Raw genomic sequence first — 13251 nt, 5'->3', positions numbered from 1 at the left:
TCGGGTCCGCGCCGTACCGCGTCACCGGGCGGCGGAGACCTCCGCGCGCGAGGCTTCGGCCCACTCGGAGAGCAGGAACTCATACGCCTCCGCAGGCCACTCGCCGTCAACCCGGGTCTCGACAAGGTGCCGTATCGCCTCGTTCGCCTCGGCGGCGGACGGGCGGGCGGGCCCCGCGGGTGTGAGTGTCTGGTGCATACCCACAAGGCTACGGGCGCACACTGACAGCCACTCGCGGATTACGCGTGGCCTCCATCACTGGCCCCGCGCCCCCAACGGCCGTACGGGCCCGCCCACCTGCTCAGAGTGCCTGTGCGGCGGGCTTGACCATGCCGCGCACTGTGCGCGACTTCACAAACTCGCCCATGGCCGTCATCTCCCACTCGCCGGAGAACTGCCGGATCAGCTTCGCCATCATCACGCCGGTCTGCGGTTCGGCGGAGGTGAGGTCGAAGCGCACCAGCTCCTCGCCGCTCGCCGCGTCGATCAGCCGGCAGTACGCCTTGGCCACGTCGGTGAACTTCTGGCCGGAGAAGGAGTTCACCGTGAAGACCAGGCCGGTGGCCTCGGCGGGCAGCCGGCCGAGGTCCACGACGATCACCTCGTCGTCCCCGGCGCCCTCACCGGTGAGGTTGTCCCCGGAGTGCTTGATCGCGCCGTTGAGGATGGACAGCTTGCCGAAGTAGCAGCTGTCGATGTGGTTGCGCTGCGGGCCGTAGGCGATGACCGAGGCGTCGAGGTCGATGTCGCGGCCGCCGAAGGCGGGCTCCCAGCCCAGGCCCATCTTGACCTGGGAGAGCAGCGGGCGGCCGCCCTTGACCAGGGAGACGGTCTGGTTCTTCTGGAGGCTGACCCGCCCCTTGTCCAGGTTGATCTTCCCGGAGGCGGCGGGGGCGGCGGGTGCGGCCGGGGGCGCGGCCGGGGCCGGGGCCGCCGGTGCGGCGGGCGTGGTGGCGCCGCCGAGCCAGGGGGAGGGCGGGTAGGACACCGGCGGGGCGGGCGGCGCCGGAGCCGCGGGCGGCGCGGGCGGGGCGACGGGGGCGGCCGCGACGGGGGCGGCCGCGGCGGGCGCCGGCTCCTCGTCCACGGAGACGCCGAAGTCGGTGGCGATGCCGGCGAGGCCGTTCGCGTACCCCTGGCCGACCGCGCGCACCTTCCACACGCCGCCGCGCTGGTAGATCTCGACGACGACCAGCGCGGTCTCGGTGGCGAGCTGCGGCGGGGTGAAGCTGGCGATCACCGCACCGCCCTCGGCGTCGCGCACGGTGGCGGTGGGCTCGATGCCCTGGAAGCTCTGCCCGGCGGCATCGGGGCTGGCCGTGACCACGATCCGCTCGATGCCCGGCGGCAGCGCGGAGGTGTCCACGGAGACCGAGTCCGGCGCCGACCCCCCACCGGACCGGTAGACGACACCGGGCCCGGTGGGCTGGTTGAAGAAGATGAAGTCGGCGTCCGAGCGCACCTTGCCGTCGGCCGTCAGGAGCAGGGCCGAGACATCGAGCCGCACCGGCGCGGCCACGTCGACCGTGACGCGGACGGCATTGAGCGGCAGGTTGGATCCAGGGGTCATAGCGGTCATGCCCGGAGAACGACCGGAGGTGCTTTGCCGTTCCCTTACCCTCGCCCGATATTTCCGCGGGCCGCCGGGCATCCGTACCGCCGGGCATCCGTACCGCCGGCCGGTGGTCCGGATGCCCGGCCGGCCGAGGACGCTAGCGCCGGCGCTCGGCGCGGAACACGGCCGCCGCGCCCCAGGCCGTCACCCCCAGGGTGAACCAGTCGTCCGCCCGGTCCGACCCCATCAGGAACGCGGCGAGGCCGCACACGAAGGCGAGCAGACCGCACACGCCGAGGGCGATGCCCAGCGCCGGGCGGATCAGGCGCGCCCTCCGCAGTCGCCGGACGCGGCGGCGGGCACGGCGCCGGCGGAGCTCGAGCCGCCGGACCTCGGTCCGCTGCTGCGCGACCGCCGCCTTGCGGCGCAGCAGCTCCTGTTCGGCCTCGGCGAGCAGATCCTCCAGGGTGTGCCCCAGGACCGCCGGGGTGTTCGGGTGTCGCGCGTCGCGCGCATCGGGCATGCTGCTCATGGTGATGTCCCTCCACAGGATGTCTCCGGTGGCCCGCTGCTCTCGGTTCCTACGCCAGGTGAGCAGCGGGCTTCATGCTGTCCGGTGGTTACTGGAGCCTCACGGCGCAGATCGTCGTGAGGGCGGCGGCGCCGATCGCCAGCCAGACCCGGACCGGGTGCGGCAGCCGGGGGAGCGCCGCCCAGGCCAGACCGGGGGGAATCAGCTGCCACCCCCCGTCGGCCCGGGTGCGTCGGCCGTGGCTGCGGTGGCCGCGCCAAAGCCACCCTTCGGCCTTGTCCGGCGCGGCCTTCTCGCGCTGGGCCAGGCGCCGCGCGACCTCGGCGTACACCTGGTCGAGTTCCGCTTCGACGTCCCGGGCGGCACGCCTCGTACGGGCCCAGGCGTGCAGTGCCCGGAGGTGTCGGCTGAACCAATCCTCGATGCCGAGGTTTTCGTCCTCGTTCGTCATGTGCATTCTGTCTCCAACCTGGCTGTCACTGGCCGGGGAACGGGCGGGGCCGTCGCTGTGGTTGCAGCCGTACGACGGCCCCGGCCGCGAACATGCGCTAGTGGTGGGGTTCTTCGTGGCTCTCGATGTGGCCGGTCTTCTCGCCGAGGGGGCGCAGGGCCTCCCTCAGGCCGGGGAACTTCTTCTGCGCGCGCTCCAGAGCGGTGCGCACCGTCCGCCGTGACACCCCGAGCCGCTCGGCGATCTTCTCCTCGCTGAGCGTGGCGCCCTCCTCGCTGTACCGCATTTCGAGGATGGCGAGCTGACGGCCGCGGAAGGCCGAGCGGAGGACGGTCCAGAACGCCTCCAGCTCCTCCGGGGCGAGTCCGGGGCGGTCCTGGTCGCGGGCTCCGGTTTCCGGCGGTTCGCCGTCGGGGCCCTCGGGATCGTGTCCGCCGTGGGGGTCGTCCGGGTGGACGAGGTGGTCGAAGTAGGTCGTGGGGTAGGCGTTCCTGCGGTACAGGTTCTCCTTCCGGTTCAGGATCTTGATCTGGCGGAAGACCTCGTCGGTGAGGAGCTCCGTCACCTCCTTCAGGCCGGGCGTCACAGGGGCCTCGGCGAGCCCCATGAGCACGCAGACGGAAGCCTCGTTCAGGACCATGGACTTGTTGTCGTCCGGGAGGGCGCGGAACAGAGGGCTGGCGAGTGCCGCGGACTCGGCGGCCCGGTACGCCTCGCGAATGATCTCGCGCGGCGGAGGTCCGCCTCGCTGGGCAGGGATCTCGGTCACCAGTTGCCTCCATGCGCATGCCGACTCGGGGGTGGGGCCCTTCCCGCAAGTGGCCCCACCCTTGCGGAAATCGGCGGCATGGTTGCCCGGGGCATGCTTATGAGGCGTCAAGTGGCGGGATGTGCGCGTGTTGTGCCCGGGATCCGTACGGAGCCGCCCGCATGCGGAAGGCCGCCTCCCCGGGCGGGGCGGCGGCCTTCGGCGGTACGTGCGGTGGCGTCGGCGGCGCGGTGGTGTGCCCGCTCAGCCGCCGGTCACCAGCCGGGGCAGGCCCAGCGGGTTGGCCTCGCGCAGCGCGGGCGGGAGGAGGGCGTCCGGTACGGACTGGTAGGCCACGGGGCGCAGCCAGCGCTCGATCGCCGTACCACCCACCGAGGTGGAGTGCGAGGTGGCGGCCGGGTACGGGCCGCCGTGGTGCTGGGCCGGGGCCACCGCGACCCCGGTCGGCCAGCCGTTGACCACGATCCGCCCCGCCAGCCCCGTGACCTGCTCGATCAGCGCGGCCGCCGGACCCGGCGCGCCCGCCGTCTCGGCGGCGGACAGCTGGAGGGTGGCGCTCAGGTTCCCGGCGAGCCGCCCGAGGACCGCGCCGGCCTCGTCCTGGCCGGCGTACCGCACGACCACGGTGACCGGGCCGAAGCACTCCTCCAGGAGCACGTCGTACGCCCCGCCCGCGAGGAGGTCCGCGGCGCGCACGGTCAGATATCCGGCGCCGACGGTGTGCTCCCCGCCGGAGCCGGGGGTGACGGGCGCGGTGACGCCGGGGAGGGCGGCGCGCTCCCGTACGCCGGAGACGAAGTTCTCCCGCATGCGGTGGTCCAGCAGCACCCCCGGCTCGGTCTCCCCGAGGGCCTTGGTGAGCGCGTCGGTGAGCCGGTCGCCGTCGGCGCCCTCGGGGACCAGCACCAGGCCGGGCTTGACGCAGAACTGGCCGACGCCGAGGGTCACCGAGTCCGCGAGCCCGGCGCCGATCTCCTCGGCGCGCTCCGCGACGGCCGCCGGGGTGACCACGACGGGGTTGAGGGAGCCCAGTTCGCCGTGGAAGGGGATGGGTACGGGCCGGGCGGCGGCCGCGTCGAACAGCGCCCGGCCGCCCCGTACGGACCCGGTGAACCCGGCGGCGGCCACCAGCGGGTGGCGGATCAGCTCCAGCCCCGCGTCGAAGCCGTGGACGAGGACCACCACATCGCCGGGCAGCCCGGAGGCGAGGGAGGCCCGGCGCAGCAGCGACGCGCACAGCTCGGAGGTGGCGGGGTGGTCGGGGTGCGCCTTGACGACCACCGGGCAGCCTGCGGCCAGCGCGCTCGCGGTGTCCCCGCCGGGGACGGAGAAGGCGAGCGGGAAGTTCGAGGCGGCGTAGACGGCCACCACACCGAGCGGGACCTTGTAGCGGCGCAGTTCGGGGCGCGGCGGGCTGAGGGCGGGGTTCGCGCGGTCGATGCGGATGTCGAGGTACGCCCCGGCGTCCACGGCGTCGGCGAAGGCGCGCAGCTGGCCGGTGGTGCGGGCCAGTTCGCCGGTGAGGCGGCCCGGCCCGAGCGCGGTCTCGGCGTCGGCGGCCTCGATGACATGGGCGGCGGCCTGGTCGAGGAGCGTGGCGGCGGCGCGCAGGAAGGCGGCGCGGGCGGGGGCGTCGGCGAGGGCGGCGCGGGCCGCGTGGGCGGCGCGTACGGCCTCGTCCACCTCGCGGGATGTGGCCTCCACCGCAACCTGCTCGCGCTGCTTCCCGGTGCGGGGGTCCACACTCCAGACTGGGGTCGCTGTCATGGCCCGCTGCCTCCTGGATCGTTCAGTGTCCCGTTCAGTATTCTGAACGCCGTTCCGGTGGATGAATGATCACGTCTGGTGCGGACTCTATTTCCGGGTCCTCCGCGTGACAAGAGGCGACCAGAGGGGGAGCAGGCGTATGACGACGGCCGAATCGGGGGTCCCCGCCCAGGCGGCACCGGTCAAATCGGCGGTCCGGACCGTCCTGCTGCTGGAGCATTTCGCGGCCCGCCCGGGGCTGCACAGCCTGGCCGACATCCAGGACGACCTGTCGCTGCCCAAGTCCAGCCTCTACATGCTGCTGCGCACCCTGGTGAACCTGGGCTGGGTGGAGACGGACGCGACGGGCACCCGCTACGGCATCGGCGTACGGGCCCTGCTCGTCGGCAGCTCCTACATCGACGGGGACGAGGTGGTCGCCGCCGCCCGGCCCACCCTGGACCGGCTCTCCGAGGACACGACCGAGACCATCCACCTGGCCCGGCTGGACGGCACCAGCGTGGTCTACCTCGCCACCCGGCAGTCCCAGCACTACCTGCGCCCCTTCACCCGGGTCGGGCGGCGGCTGCCGGTGCACTCGACGGCGCTGGGCAAGGCGCTGCTGGCCACCCACACGGACGCGGAGGTACGGGCGCTGCTCCCGCGGCGGCTGGAAGCCGTCACCGAGCACACCACCACCGACCGGGAACGGCTCATCGAGGAACTGGAGCTGGTACGGGAGCAGGGCTACGCGGTGGACCGGGAGGAGAACACCCTCGGGCTGCGCTGCTTCGGGGTGGCGGTGCCGTACCGGACACCGGCGCGCGACGCGGTCAGCTGCTCGGTGCCGGTGGCCCGGCTGACGCCGGGGCACGAACAGGTCATCAAGGCGGCACTGTTCGAGGCCCGGGACCGGCTGACGGTGGTGACGCGGCGGATGTGAGGACGGGGTCGCGGGCGGAAGCGGCCGCGGAAGCGGTCGTGGAGGCGGCCGTTCCTCCCCCGGGTGGGGGAGGCGGTTCCCCTCCGAGGGGGAGGCGGCGGGGAGCGGTCCACGGGACCGTTGAGGCATGGACACACAAGCCGTTCACGCGACGCAGCGCCCGTCGAGCCCCAAGCCGCACATGCCCGGGTGGGTCGCGCGGCGGGTCCTGCCGGCCGTGGCCGTGGCCGCCACCCTGCCCTATCTGTCCCTCAAGTCCGCCTGGCTGGCAGGCAGCACGATCGGCATACCGGCGGGCAGCGCGCTGCGCGAGCCGGGGGGCTTCCTCCTCGCGGTCAACGCCGTCACGCTGGCCATGGACGCCTGCGTGATCCTGCTCGTCCTGGTGCTCACCAGACCCTGGGGCAGACGGGTGCCCGGCTGGCTGCTGATCGTCCCGGCGTTCGTCGCCACCGGCCTGCTCACCCCCATCCTGTGCGGCTTCGCGGGCCAACTGACGCTCCGCGCACTCGGCTTCGGGGCCGGTCCGGAGCCGACGGCCGGGCCGGAGCCCTACCTCGACCCCTGGGTCTTCCCCCTCGTGTACGGGGGTTTCACCCTCCAAGGACTCGCCCTGGCCGGGCTGCTCGTGCCCTACGCGCGCACGCGCTGGGGCCGGCGCCTGCGGGGCGTGACAGGGGAGCGGCTGCCGTCGCCCACGGGGGTGGTGGCGGCAGCCGCGGCCGTCTGCGGCCTGGTCATCGCGGTGGCCCATGCCTACTGGGCCTTCGGCGGCGCGGCCGGACTGCCGCCCGGGCGCGCGGCGGCCCACACCGCCGAGGGCGGGGTGGTGGCCGCCGTGCACGGGCTGGGCGCCCTCGCCGCCGGGGCCGGGGCCCTGCTCCTGGCCCGCGGCGGGAGGCCGCGGGCACGCCTGCCGCTCGGCCTGGCCTGGACGGGCGCGGCGGTGACGCTGAGCTGGGGCGCGGGCATGCTGCTCGCCTCGCTGGGCCCCTCGATCGACGGCGGGGAAGGCCCGTCCCTCATAGGCCGGTTGACCTACGCTGGCCAGATGCTCACCGGATCGCTCACCGCCGCCGTCCTCGTACGGTTCCTGATGTCCCGCCCCGCGAGATGACGCGCGCCGGCCTGGGCGCGCTCCTCGGGGCCCGGGCCCGGCTGCGCTGGGTCCACCTGATCCTCGGCGGAGCGCTGCTCATGCCGTACTTCCTCCTCACCCAGGTGGGGGTCGGTGTGGCGGCGGGCGGGGTCAACGCCCTGGCCTCGCCCTCGCTGATCCTCACCGCCTACGGGGTCGCCCTGCCGCTCACCGCGGCCAGCGCCTGCCTCTTCGGGCTGGTCAGACCCCTGTCGGTGACCGCCGTACGGGCCCTGTGCGGGGTGCCGGGGGAGCTGCTGGCGCAGGGGCCCGCGCGGTCCTGGGCCGCCAGGGGACGGGCTGCGGTCTGGTGGACCCTGCATCTGGGGGTCGGGGCCTTGGTCAGCGCCCTGACCCTCGCGCTGCCGCCCTGGGGGGTGGTGCTGATCGCGCTGCCCGGGGTGGGCGGGCCGCGGGAGGCGGACCTCGCGCTGGGCCCGTTCACCACCGAGGCCGATCCCTGGCTGGGGCCGCTGCTCGGGGCGGGCCTGCTGGGCGGGCTGGTGCTGTGCGCCGCCGGGGCCGGGGCGCTGCTGGCCCGGGTGGCGCCCGTACTGCTCGGACCGGCGCCCGCGGACCGGCTCGCGGCGGCCGAGGAGCGGGCCGCCGACCTGGCCGTACGCAACCGGCTGGCCCGCGAGCTGCACGACGCGGTCGGGCACGCCCTGAGCGCGGTCACCCTCCAGGCGGCCGCCGCGCGCCGGATGCTGGAGCGCGACCCCGTGTTCGTACGGGACGCCCTCGCCGCGATCGAGGACACTACGCGGCGGACGGTGGGCGAGCTGGACGCCGTACTGGGCCTGCTGCGGGAAGGGGACCCGGCGCGCGCGGACACCGCGCCCTCGCCGACGCTGGCCCGCGACCTCGAAGGGCTGCTGGGCCGCGGCCGGGCCTCCGGCACCACCCTCACCCTCCACCAGGACCCCGGGCCCCTCGGCGACTGGGCGGCGCTGCCCGCGATCACCTCGCGCGAGGCGTACCGGATCGTCCAGGAGGGCCTGAGCAACGCCCTGCGGCACGGCGGCGGGCCGGTGGAGCTGCGGATCCGCGTACGGAGCGGTGAGGAGGACCGGCGCGGTGCCGAGGACCGGCGCGGAGAAGGCCACCGGCGCGGAGAACACGGAGAAGGCGAACGGCACAGAGAACTGGAGATCACCATGAGCAATCCGCCCGCCGGGCCCGGCGGACCCGAGCCCCGGACCACCGGCGGCCGCGGGCTGCGCGGCTGCGCCGAACGGGCCGCGCTGCTCGGCGGCCGGGTGGAGGCGGGCCCGTACGGGGACCACTGGCGGCTGCGCGCCGTCCTCCCGCTCGCCGGGGCGGGGGCCGGCCGATGAGCGGGACCGGGACTGCGGGCCGGGCGCCGCTGCGGGTCGTCGTCTGCGACGACGAGCGGATGGTCCGTACCGCCCTGCGGGTCATCCTGGAGGCCGAGCCCGACCTGGAGGTCGTCGGGGAGGCCGCCACCGGGGCCGAGGCGGTGCCGCTGGTCCGGTCCCTCGCCCCCGACGTGGTGCTCATGGACGTACGGATGCCCGAGATCGACGGCATCCGGGCCACCGAGCAGATTCTCGCCACCATGCCCGCGCCGCCCCGGATCGTCGTCGTCACCACCTTCGAGAACGACGCCCACGTCTACGACGCGCTGCGCGCCGGAGCCGCCGGGTTCCTCCTCAAGCGGGCCGACCCCGAGGAGCTGACCGGCGCGGTGCGGCTCGTCGCCCGCGGGGACTCGCTGCTCTTCCCGGCGGCCGTCCGCTCCCTCGCCGCGGCGTACGCGCCCGGTGCCCCGCCCGCCGCCGCGCCCTGGGCGGCCCGGCTCACCGAGCGCGAGGCCGAGGTGCTGCGCCTGATGGCCACCGGGCTGTCCAACCAGGAGCTGAGCCAACACCTCGGCGTCGGGCCGCAGACGGTCAAGACCCATGTCGCGGCGGTGCTCGCGAAGACGGGCGCCCGCGACCGCACCCAGGCGGTCATCGCGGCGTACGAGGGGGGCTTCATCATGAGGAAAAGCTGAGAACTCCGCCACAATCGGGGCAGAGCGGAACGGTCGCGGGCCCCGGGGCGTCCTTCCGGGGGATGAATAAAACGATCAGGCGTGCGTCGGTCTTCTGTCTGCTCCTGGTGCTGGCCCTGCTGGTCCGCGTCACCTGGGTGCAGGCATACCAAGGCCAGGCACTCGCAGAAGACAAGCACAACCGGCGCAATCTCATCGGGCAGTACGCCAACCCGCTGGGCAACATCATCGTGGGCGGGGAGGCGGTCACCGGCTCGGTGCAGACCGGCGGGAAGGACTTCGGCTACAAGCGGACCTATGTCGACGGGCCCCTCTACGCGCCCATCACCGGCTACAGCTCCCAGGCGTACGGCACGACGCTGCTGGAGGGCATCTACAAGAACGTCCTCAACGGCTCCGACAGCCGGCTCAAGACCGTGATGGACATGATCACCAACAAGCGGGCCGACCCCGGCAATGTCCTGACCACGATCGACAAGGACGTGCAGAAGGCCGCCTACGACGCCCTCCAGGGCAAGCAGGGCGCCGCCGTGGCCCTCGACCCGGAGACGGGCCGGATCCTCGCCGTGGTCAACAATCCGTCCTTCGACCCGGGCACCATCGCCGGCGCCAACGACAAGGAGGCGTGGGGGAAGCTGTCCGCCGACAACGGCAAGGCCATGGAGAACGTCGCCCTCCGCAAGCCCCAGGCGCCCGGCTCCACCTTCAAGCTGGTCACCCTCACCTCGGCCATCGAGAACGGCCTCGTCCGCAGCATCGACCAGCCGACCGGCATCCCCGACCCGTACACCATCCCCGGCACCCGCACCCTGCTGCCCAGCGAGGCGGGCTCGGCGGCCTGCAACAACGTCTCTGTGCGCACCGCGCTGCGGCTGTCCTGCAACAACGTGTTCGCCGAGCTCGCGTCCAAGCTCGGCCAGGACAAGATGCGCGAGACCTCCGAGAAGCTGGGCTTCAACAAGCAGATCGACACCCCGGTCCGCACCAACCCGCCCAGCACGTACCCCTCGCAGAAGATGTCCGTCGACCAGGTCGCGCAGACCGGCATCGGCCAGTTCGACGTCCAGGCCACCCCGCTCCAGATGGCGATGGTGACCGCCGCGATCGAGAACGGCGGCAAGCTCGTCGCCCCGCACATGGTCTCCGAGGTCACCGACGCCAACGGCAATGTGCTGGAGAGCTTCAAGGACCCGAAGTCCCAGCAGGTCATGGGCGAGCGCACCGCCTCGATGATCCGCGACGCCATGCGTACGGTCGCCACCGAGGGCGGCGGCAAGCCCGCGCAGGTGGCGGGCGCCGAGGTGGGCGGCAAGACCGGCACCGCGCAGCGCGGGGTCAACAACAGCCTGGCGCCGCTGGCCTGGTTCACCTCGTACGCCAAGCAGGGCGACAAGCGGATCGCGGTCGCGGTGGTCATCGAGAACTCCGACACCGACCGCTCGGAGATCGGCGGCGGCAAGCTGGCCGCCCCGATCGCGCAGAAGATGATGCAGTCCTGGCTGAGGAAGTAGCCCTGCCGCCTTCGGGGGCCCTGCCGGGAACCCCGCCGGGGAGCGCGCCGGGAACCGCCGCGGTTCCCGGCGCGTGTCCTCTTCCATGATCAGGACCGCGCATCCCGCCGACCTCGACGCCATCGCCGCCCTCCACACCCGGGCCCGCGCCACCTACTACCGGGGCCGCATACCGGAGGAGGCGTACGCGGGCCAGGCCGAGCTGCGGCGCACCCGCGAGGGCTGGACCGTCGCGGTGGCCCGGGACGCCGCCGAGGGCGGGGTGCTCTGCGCCGAGCGGGACGGCGAGCTCACCGGCGTGGCCGCCTACCGCACCCAGGACGGCGTCACCACCCTCACCCAGCTCCACGTCGACCCCGTGCACTGGCGCCGGGGCACCGGCGCCGCCCTGCACGCCGCCTGCCTGGAGGCATGGCGCCGGGCGGGGATCCGCCGGGTCCGCCTGGAGGTCTACGAGCACAACCTGCGCGCCCAGGCGTTCTACGCCGCCCAGGGCTGGGCCCCCGACCCGGCCGACGGCCCCGCGGGCAGCCACCTCGTCCTGTGGCTGGAGATCGCGCCCGCGCCCCCCGCGCCTCCCGCGCCCTCCGCGCCCTCCGCCCCGTCCGGGGAATGAGACGCGGGGACGGATGGTTGACCACCCTTGGTTGAAGAACAAACCGTTTCGTCCCCGTACCCCACCCCGGAGAGAAGAAGGAACATGCGCGTCGAGATCTGGAGCGACATCGCCTGCCCCTGGTGCTACATCGGCAAGGCCCGCTTCACGAAGGGACTGGCCGAGTTCGCGCACCGCGACGAGGTGGAGGTCGTCTTCCGGTCCTTCGAGCTCGACCCGGGCAGCGCCAAGGGCGTGACCGCCCCCGTCCTGGAGATGCTGGCCACGAAGTACGGCCGCACCCTCGACGAGGCCCGCGCCATGGAGGAGCACGTCGCGCAGAGCGCCCGCGCCGAGGGGCTGACGTACCGGACCGAGGGCCGCGACCACGGCAACACCTTCGACATCCACCGGCTGCTGCACCTCGCCGCCGCGCGGGGCCGCCAGACGGAACTGCTCGACCTGGCCTTCCGCACCAACTTCGCCGAGGAGCGCTCCGTCTTCGACCCCGAGGTGCTGGCCGCGCTCGGCGTGGAGGCCGGGCTGGACGAGGCCGAGGTCCGGGCCCTCCTCGCCGACGGCTCCGCCTACGCCGCCGAGGTCCGTGCCGACGAGCGCGAGGCCGCCGAGCTGGGCGCGAACGCCGTGCCGTTCTTCGTCCTGGACCGCCGCTACGGGATCTCCGGCGGCCAGCCCGCCGAGGTGTTCACCCGGGCGCTGGAGCAGGCGTGGGCCGGCCGCGAGGTCGAGGAGCCGGCCGCCGGGGCCGACGCCTGCGAGCCCGACGGGGCGTGCGCGGTCCCGCAGGCATAAGGATCGCTTGGGGGTGTCGGGTAGAACTCGGCAATGGACTTTGGGTCGTTCCTGGCGCAGAGTGAAGGCATGGATCTTGCACTCGCCGAAGCGACCCGTGCCGAGTTCGCCCCCACCACCACCTACCTCAACACCGCCACCTGCGGGGTCCTCCCGCGCTCCGCGGTCGCGGCCGTACGGGAGCTGGCCGAGGCGGCGGGGGCCGGTCTGCCCGCCGGATCCGGTGACTTCGACCGGGTGAACCGGACCCGGGCCGCCTTCGCCCGCCTGGTCGGCGTCGGCACCGACCGGGTGGCCGTCGGCTCCGCCGTCGCCACCCATGTCGGCCTCGTCGCCGCCTCGCTCCCGCCCGGCGCCGAAGTCCTGTGCTCCGAGCGCGACTTCGCCTCCGTGATCAACCCCTTCGCCGTGCGGGGCGACCTCAAGATGCGCTACGCCCCGCTGGAGTCGATCGCCGGGGCCGTCGGCCCGGACACCGCGCTCGTGGCACTCAGCGCCGTGCAGTCCGCGGACGGCCGGATCGCGGACCTGCCCGCCGTACGCGCCGCCGCGACCGCGCACGGCGCCCGGATGCTCGTCGACGCCACCCAGGCGGCCGGCTGGCTCCCCTTCGACGCGTCGCCATACGACTACACGGTCACCGGCGGCTACAAGTGGCTGCTCGGCGGGCGCGGAGCCTCGTACCTGACCGTGTCCCGGGAGGCCCAGGACTCCCTGACCCCGCTGCACGCGGGCTGGGTGGCGGCCGAGTCCATGTGGGACGCCACCTACGGGCCCATGGCCGAACTGGCCCACGGCGCCCGCCGGTTTGACGAGTCGCCGGGCTTCCTCGCCTACCACGCCGCCGAGCCCTCGCTGGCCCTGCTGGAGCTGATCGGTGTCGAGGCCGTGCACGCCCACGACACCGCCCTCGCCGCCCGCTACCGGGCGGGCCTGGCCCGCCTCGGCCACGAGCCCGTGCCCGGCGAGGCCGCGATCGTCTCGGTCCCGGGCCTCACCGACCGCCTCCCGGCCCTCCAGGCGGCGGGCATCACCCTCTCCGCCCGCGCGGGCTTCCTCCGCGCCTCCTTCCACCTGTACACGACGGAGGCGGACGTGGACCACCTGCTGAACGCCCTGGACACCCCGGCATAACCGCCGCGCCCCCGGCCCCGTTGCCGGAGGGGCAGTGTCGGACCCGC

14 protein-coding genes are annotated in these 13251 nt (G+C 74.0%); 8 read left to right on the top strand and 6 right to left on the bottom strand.

Annotated features, from left to right (window positions below; all coding sequences use genetic code 11):
• Window positions 1–21: 21 nt before the first annotated feature.
• The 6 genes from ABZ873_RS12375 to ABZ873_RS12350 all read right to left on the bottom strand — a co-directional run bounded on the left by ABZ873_RS12375 (window position 22) and on the right by ABZ873_RS12350 (window position 5074).
• A complete protein-coding gene (locus tag ABZ873_RS12375; RefSeq protein ID WP_360869243.1) occupies window positions 22–198 on the bottom strand; it encodes a hypothetical protein in 177 nt (58 codons plus the stop codon).
• Window positions 199–301: 103 nt separating this feature from the next.
• Entirely contained in the window at window positions 302–1579 is a 1278-nt protein-coding gene (locus ABZ873_RS12370) for a TerD family protein (RefSeq protein ID WP_360869240.1), read from the bottom strand.
• Between the two features lie 133 nt (window positions 1580–1712).
• Window positions 1713–2087 carry a hypothetical protein gene (locus ABZ873_RS12365; RefSeq protein WP_360869237.1) on the bottom strand — a complete coding sequence of 125 codons (375 nt, stop codon included), beginning with the start codon at window positions 2085–2087 and terminating at the stop codon, window positions 1713–1715.
• Between the two features lie 88 nt (window positions 2088–2175).
• Window positions 2176–2538 (bottom strand): hypothetical protein, encoded by a 363-nt coding sequence (locus ABZ873_RS12360; RefSeq protein ID WP_360869234.1) that lies wholly within the window; start codon window positions 2536–2538, stop codon window positions 2176–2178.
• Between the two features lie 97 nt (window positions 2539–2635).
• Window positions 2636–3307: an HTH domain-containing protein gene (locus tag ABZ873_RS12355; RefSeq protein WP_360869231.1), complete on the bottom strand. Its 672-nt coding sequence runs from the start codon at window positions 3305–3307 to the stop codon at window positions 2636–2638.
• Between the two features lie 243 nt (window positions 3308–3550).
• A complete protein-coding gene (locus tag ABZ873_RS12350; protein WP_360869228.1) occupies window positions 3551–5074 on the bottom strand; it encodes an aldehyde dehydrogenase (NADP(+)) in 1524 nt (507 codons plus the stop codon).
• 139 nt (window positions 5075–5213) lie between these two features.
• On the opposite strand from ABZ873_RS12350, the gene ABZ873_RS12345 reads away from it, so the two are divergent.
• From ABZ873_RS12345 to ABZ873_RS12310, 8 genes are all read left to right on the top strand, one after another.
• On the top strand, window positions 5214–5996 hold the full coding sequence (locus tag ABZ873_RS12345) for an IclR family transcriptional regulator (RefSeq protein ID WP_360869225.1): 783 nt from the start codon (window positions 5214–5216) through the stop codon (window positions 5994–5996).
• 127 nt (window positions 5997–6123) lie between these two features.
• On the top strand, window positions 6124–7113 hold the full coding sequence (locus ABZ873_RS12340) for a hypothetical protein (RefSeq protein ID WP_360869223.1): 990 nt from the start codon (window positions 6124–6126) through the stop codon (window positions 7111–7113).
• A complete protein-coding gene (locus ABZ873_RS12335; RefSeq protein ID WP_360869220.1) occupies window positions 7110–8471 on the top strand; it encodes a histidine kinase in 1362 nt (453 codons plus the stop codon). Before ABZ873_RS12340 ends, ABZ873_RS12335 begins: the two co-directional genes overlap by 4 nt.
• Window positions 8468–9151 (top strand): response regulator transcription factor, encoded by a 684-nt coding sequence (locus ABZ873_RS12330; protein ID WP_360869217.1) that lies wholly within the window; start codon window positions 8468–8470, stop codon window positions 9149–9151. Before ABZ873_RS12335 ends, ABZ873_RS12330 begins: the two co-directional genes overlap by 4 nt.
• A 62-nt stretch (window positions 9152–9213) precedes the next feature.
• On the top strand, window positions 9214–10662 hold the full coding sequence (locus ABZ873_RS12325) for a penicillin-binding protein 2 (protein ID WP_360869213.1): 1449 nt from the start codon (window positions 9214–9216) through the stop codon (window positions 10660–10662).
• A gap of 85 nt (window positions 10663–10747) precedes the next feature.
• The gene (locus ABZ873_RS12320) at window positions 10748–11278 is read left to right on the top strand and encodes a GNAT family N-acetyltransferase (protein ID WP_360869363.1); all 531 of its coding nucleotides are present in this window, start codon (window positions 10748–10750) and stop codon (window positions 11276–11278) included.
• 84 nt (window positions 11279–11362) lie between these two features.
• Window positions 11363–12070, top strand: coding sequence for a DsbA family oxidoreductase (locus tag ABZ873_RS12315; protein ID WP_360869211.1), 708 nt, complete (start codon window positions 11363–11365; stop codon window positions 12068–12070).
• A gap of 69 nt (window positions 12071–12139) precedes the next feature.
• Complete coding sequence (locus ABZ873_RS12310; protein ID WP_360869208.1) at window positions 12140–13204, top strand: aminotransferase class V-fold PLP-dependent enzyme; 1065 nt, start codon at window positions 12140–12142, stop codon at window positions 13202–13204.
• Window positions 13205–13251 lie beyond the last annotated feature (47 nt).

This window comes from Streptomyces sp. NPDC047014, assembly GCF_040644195.1.
Taxonomy (GTDB): domain Bacteria; phylum Actinomycetota; class Actinomycetes; order Streptomycetales; family Streptomycetaceae; genus Streptomyces.
The sequence above is the reverse complement of the archived record's forward strand: the minus strand, read 5'-3'. Positions and strand labels throughout refer to the sequence as shown.

Coding starts and splice junctions, on each gene's coding strand:
- ABZ873_RS12375 (WP_360869243.1), bottom strand. CDS start 198: ATGCACCAGACACTCACACCCGCGGGGCCCGCCCGCCCGTCCGCCGCC.
- ABZ873_RS12370 (WP_360869240.1), bottom strand. CDS start 1,579: ATGACCGCTATGACCCCTGGATCCAACCTGCCGCTCAATGCCGTCCGC.
- ABZ873_RS12365 (WP_360869237.1), bottom strand. CDS start 2,087: ATGAGCAGCATGCCCGATGCGCGCGACGCGCGACACCCGAACACCCCG.
- ABZ873_RS12360 (WP_360869234.1), bottom strand. CDS start 2,538: ATGACGAACGAGGACGAAAACCTCGGCATCGAGGATTGGTTCAGCCGA.
- ABZ873_RS12350 (WP_360869228.1), bottom strand. CDS start 5,074: ATGACAGCGACCCCAGTCTGGAGTGTGGACCCCCGCACCGGGAAGCAG.
- ABZ873_RS12345 (WP_360869225.1), top strand. CDS start 5,214: ATGACGACGGCCGAATCGGGGGTCCCCGCCCAGGCGGCACCGGTCAAA.
- ABZ873_RS12340 (WP_360869223.1), top strand. CDS start 6,124: ATGGACACACAAGCCGTTCACGCGACGCAGCGCCCGTCGAGCCCCAAG.
- ABZ873_RS12335 (WP_360869220.1), top strand. CDS start 7,110: ATGACGCGCGCCGGCCTGGGCGCGCTCCTCGGGGCCCGGGCCCGGCTG.
- ABZ873_RS12330 (WP_360869217.1), top strand. CDS start 8,468: ATGAGCGGGACCGGGACTGCGGGCCGGGCGCCGCTGCGGGTCGTCGTC.
- ABZ873_RS12325 (WP_360869213.1), top strand. CDS start 9,214: ATGAATAAAACGATCAGGCGTGCGTCGGTCTTCTGTCTGCTCCTGGTG.
- ABZ873_RS12320 (WP_360869363.1), top strand. CDS start 10,748: ATGATCAGGACCGCGCATCCCGCCGACCTCGACGCCATCGCCGCCCTC.
- ABZ873_RS12315 (WP_360869211.1), top strand. CDS start 11,363: ATGCGCGTCGAGATCTGGAGCGACATCGCCTGCCCCTGGTGCTACATC.
- ABZ873_RS12310 (WP_360869208.1), top strand. CDS start 12,140: ATGGATCTTGCACTCGCCGAAGCGACCCGTGCCGAGTTCGCCCCCACC.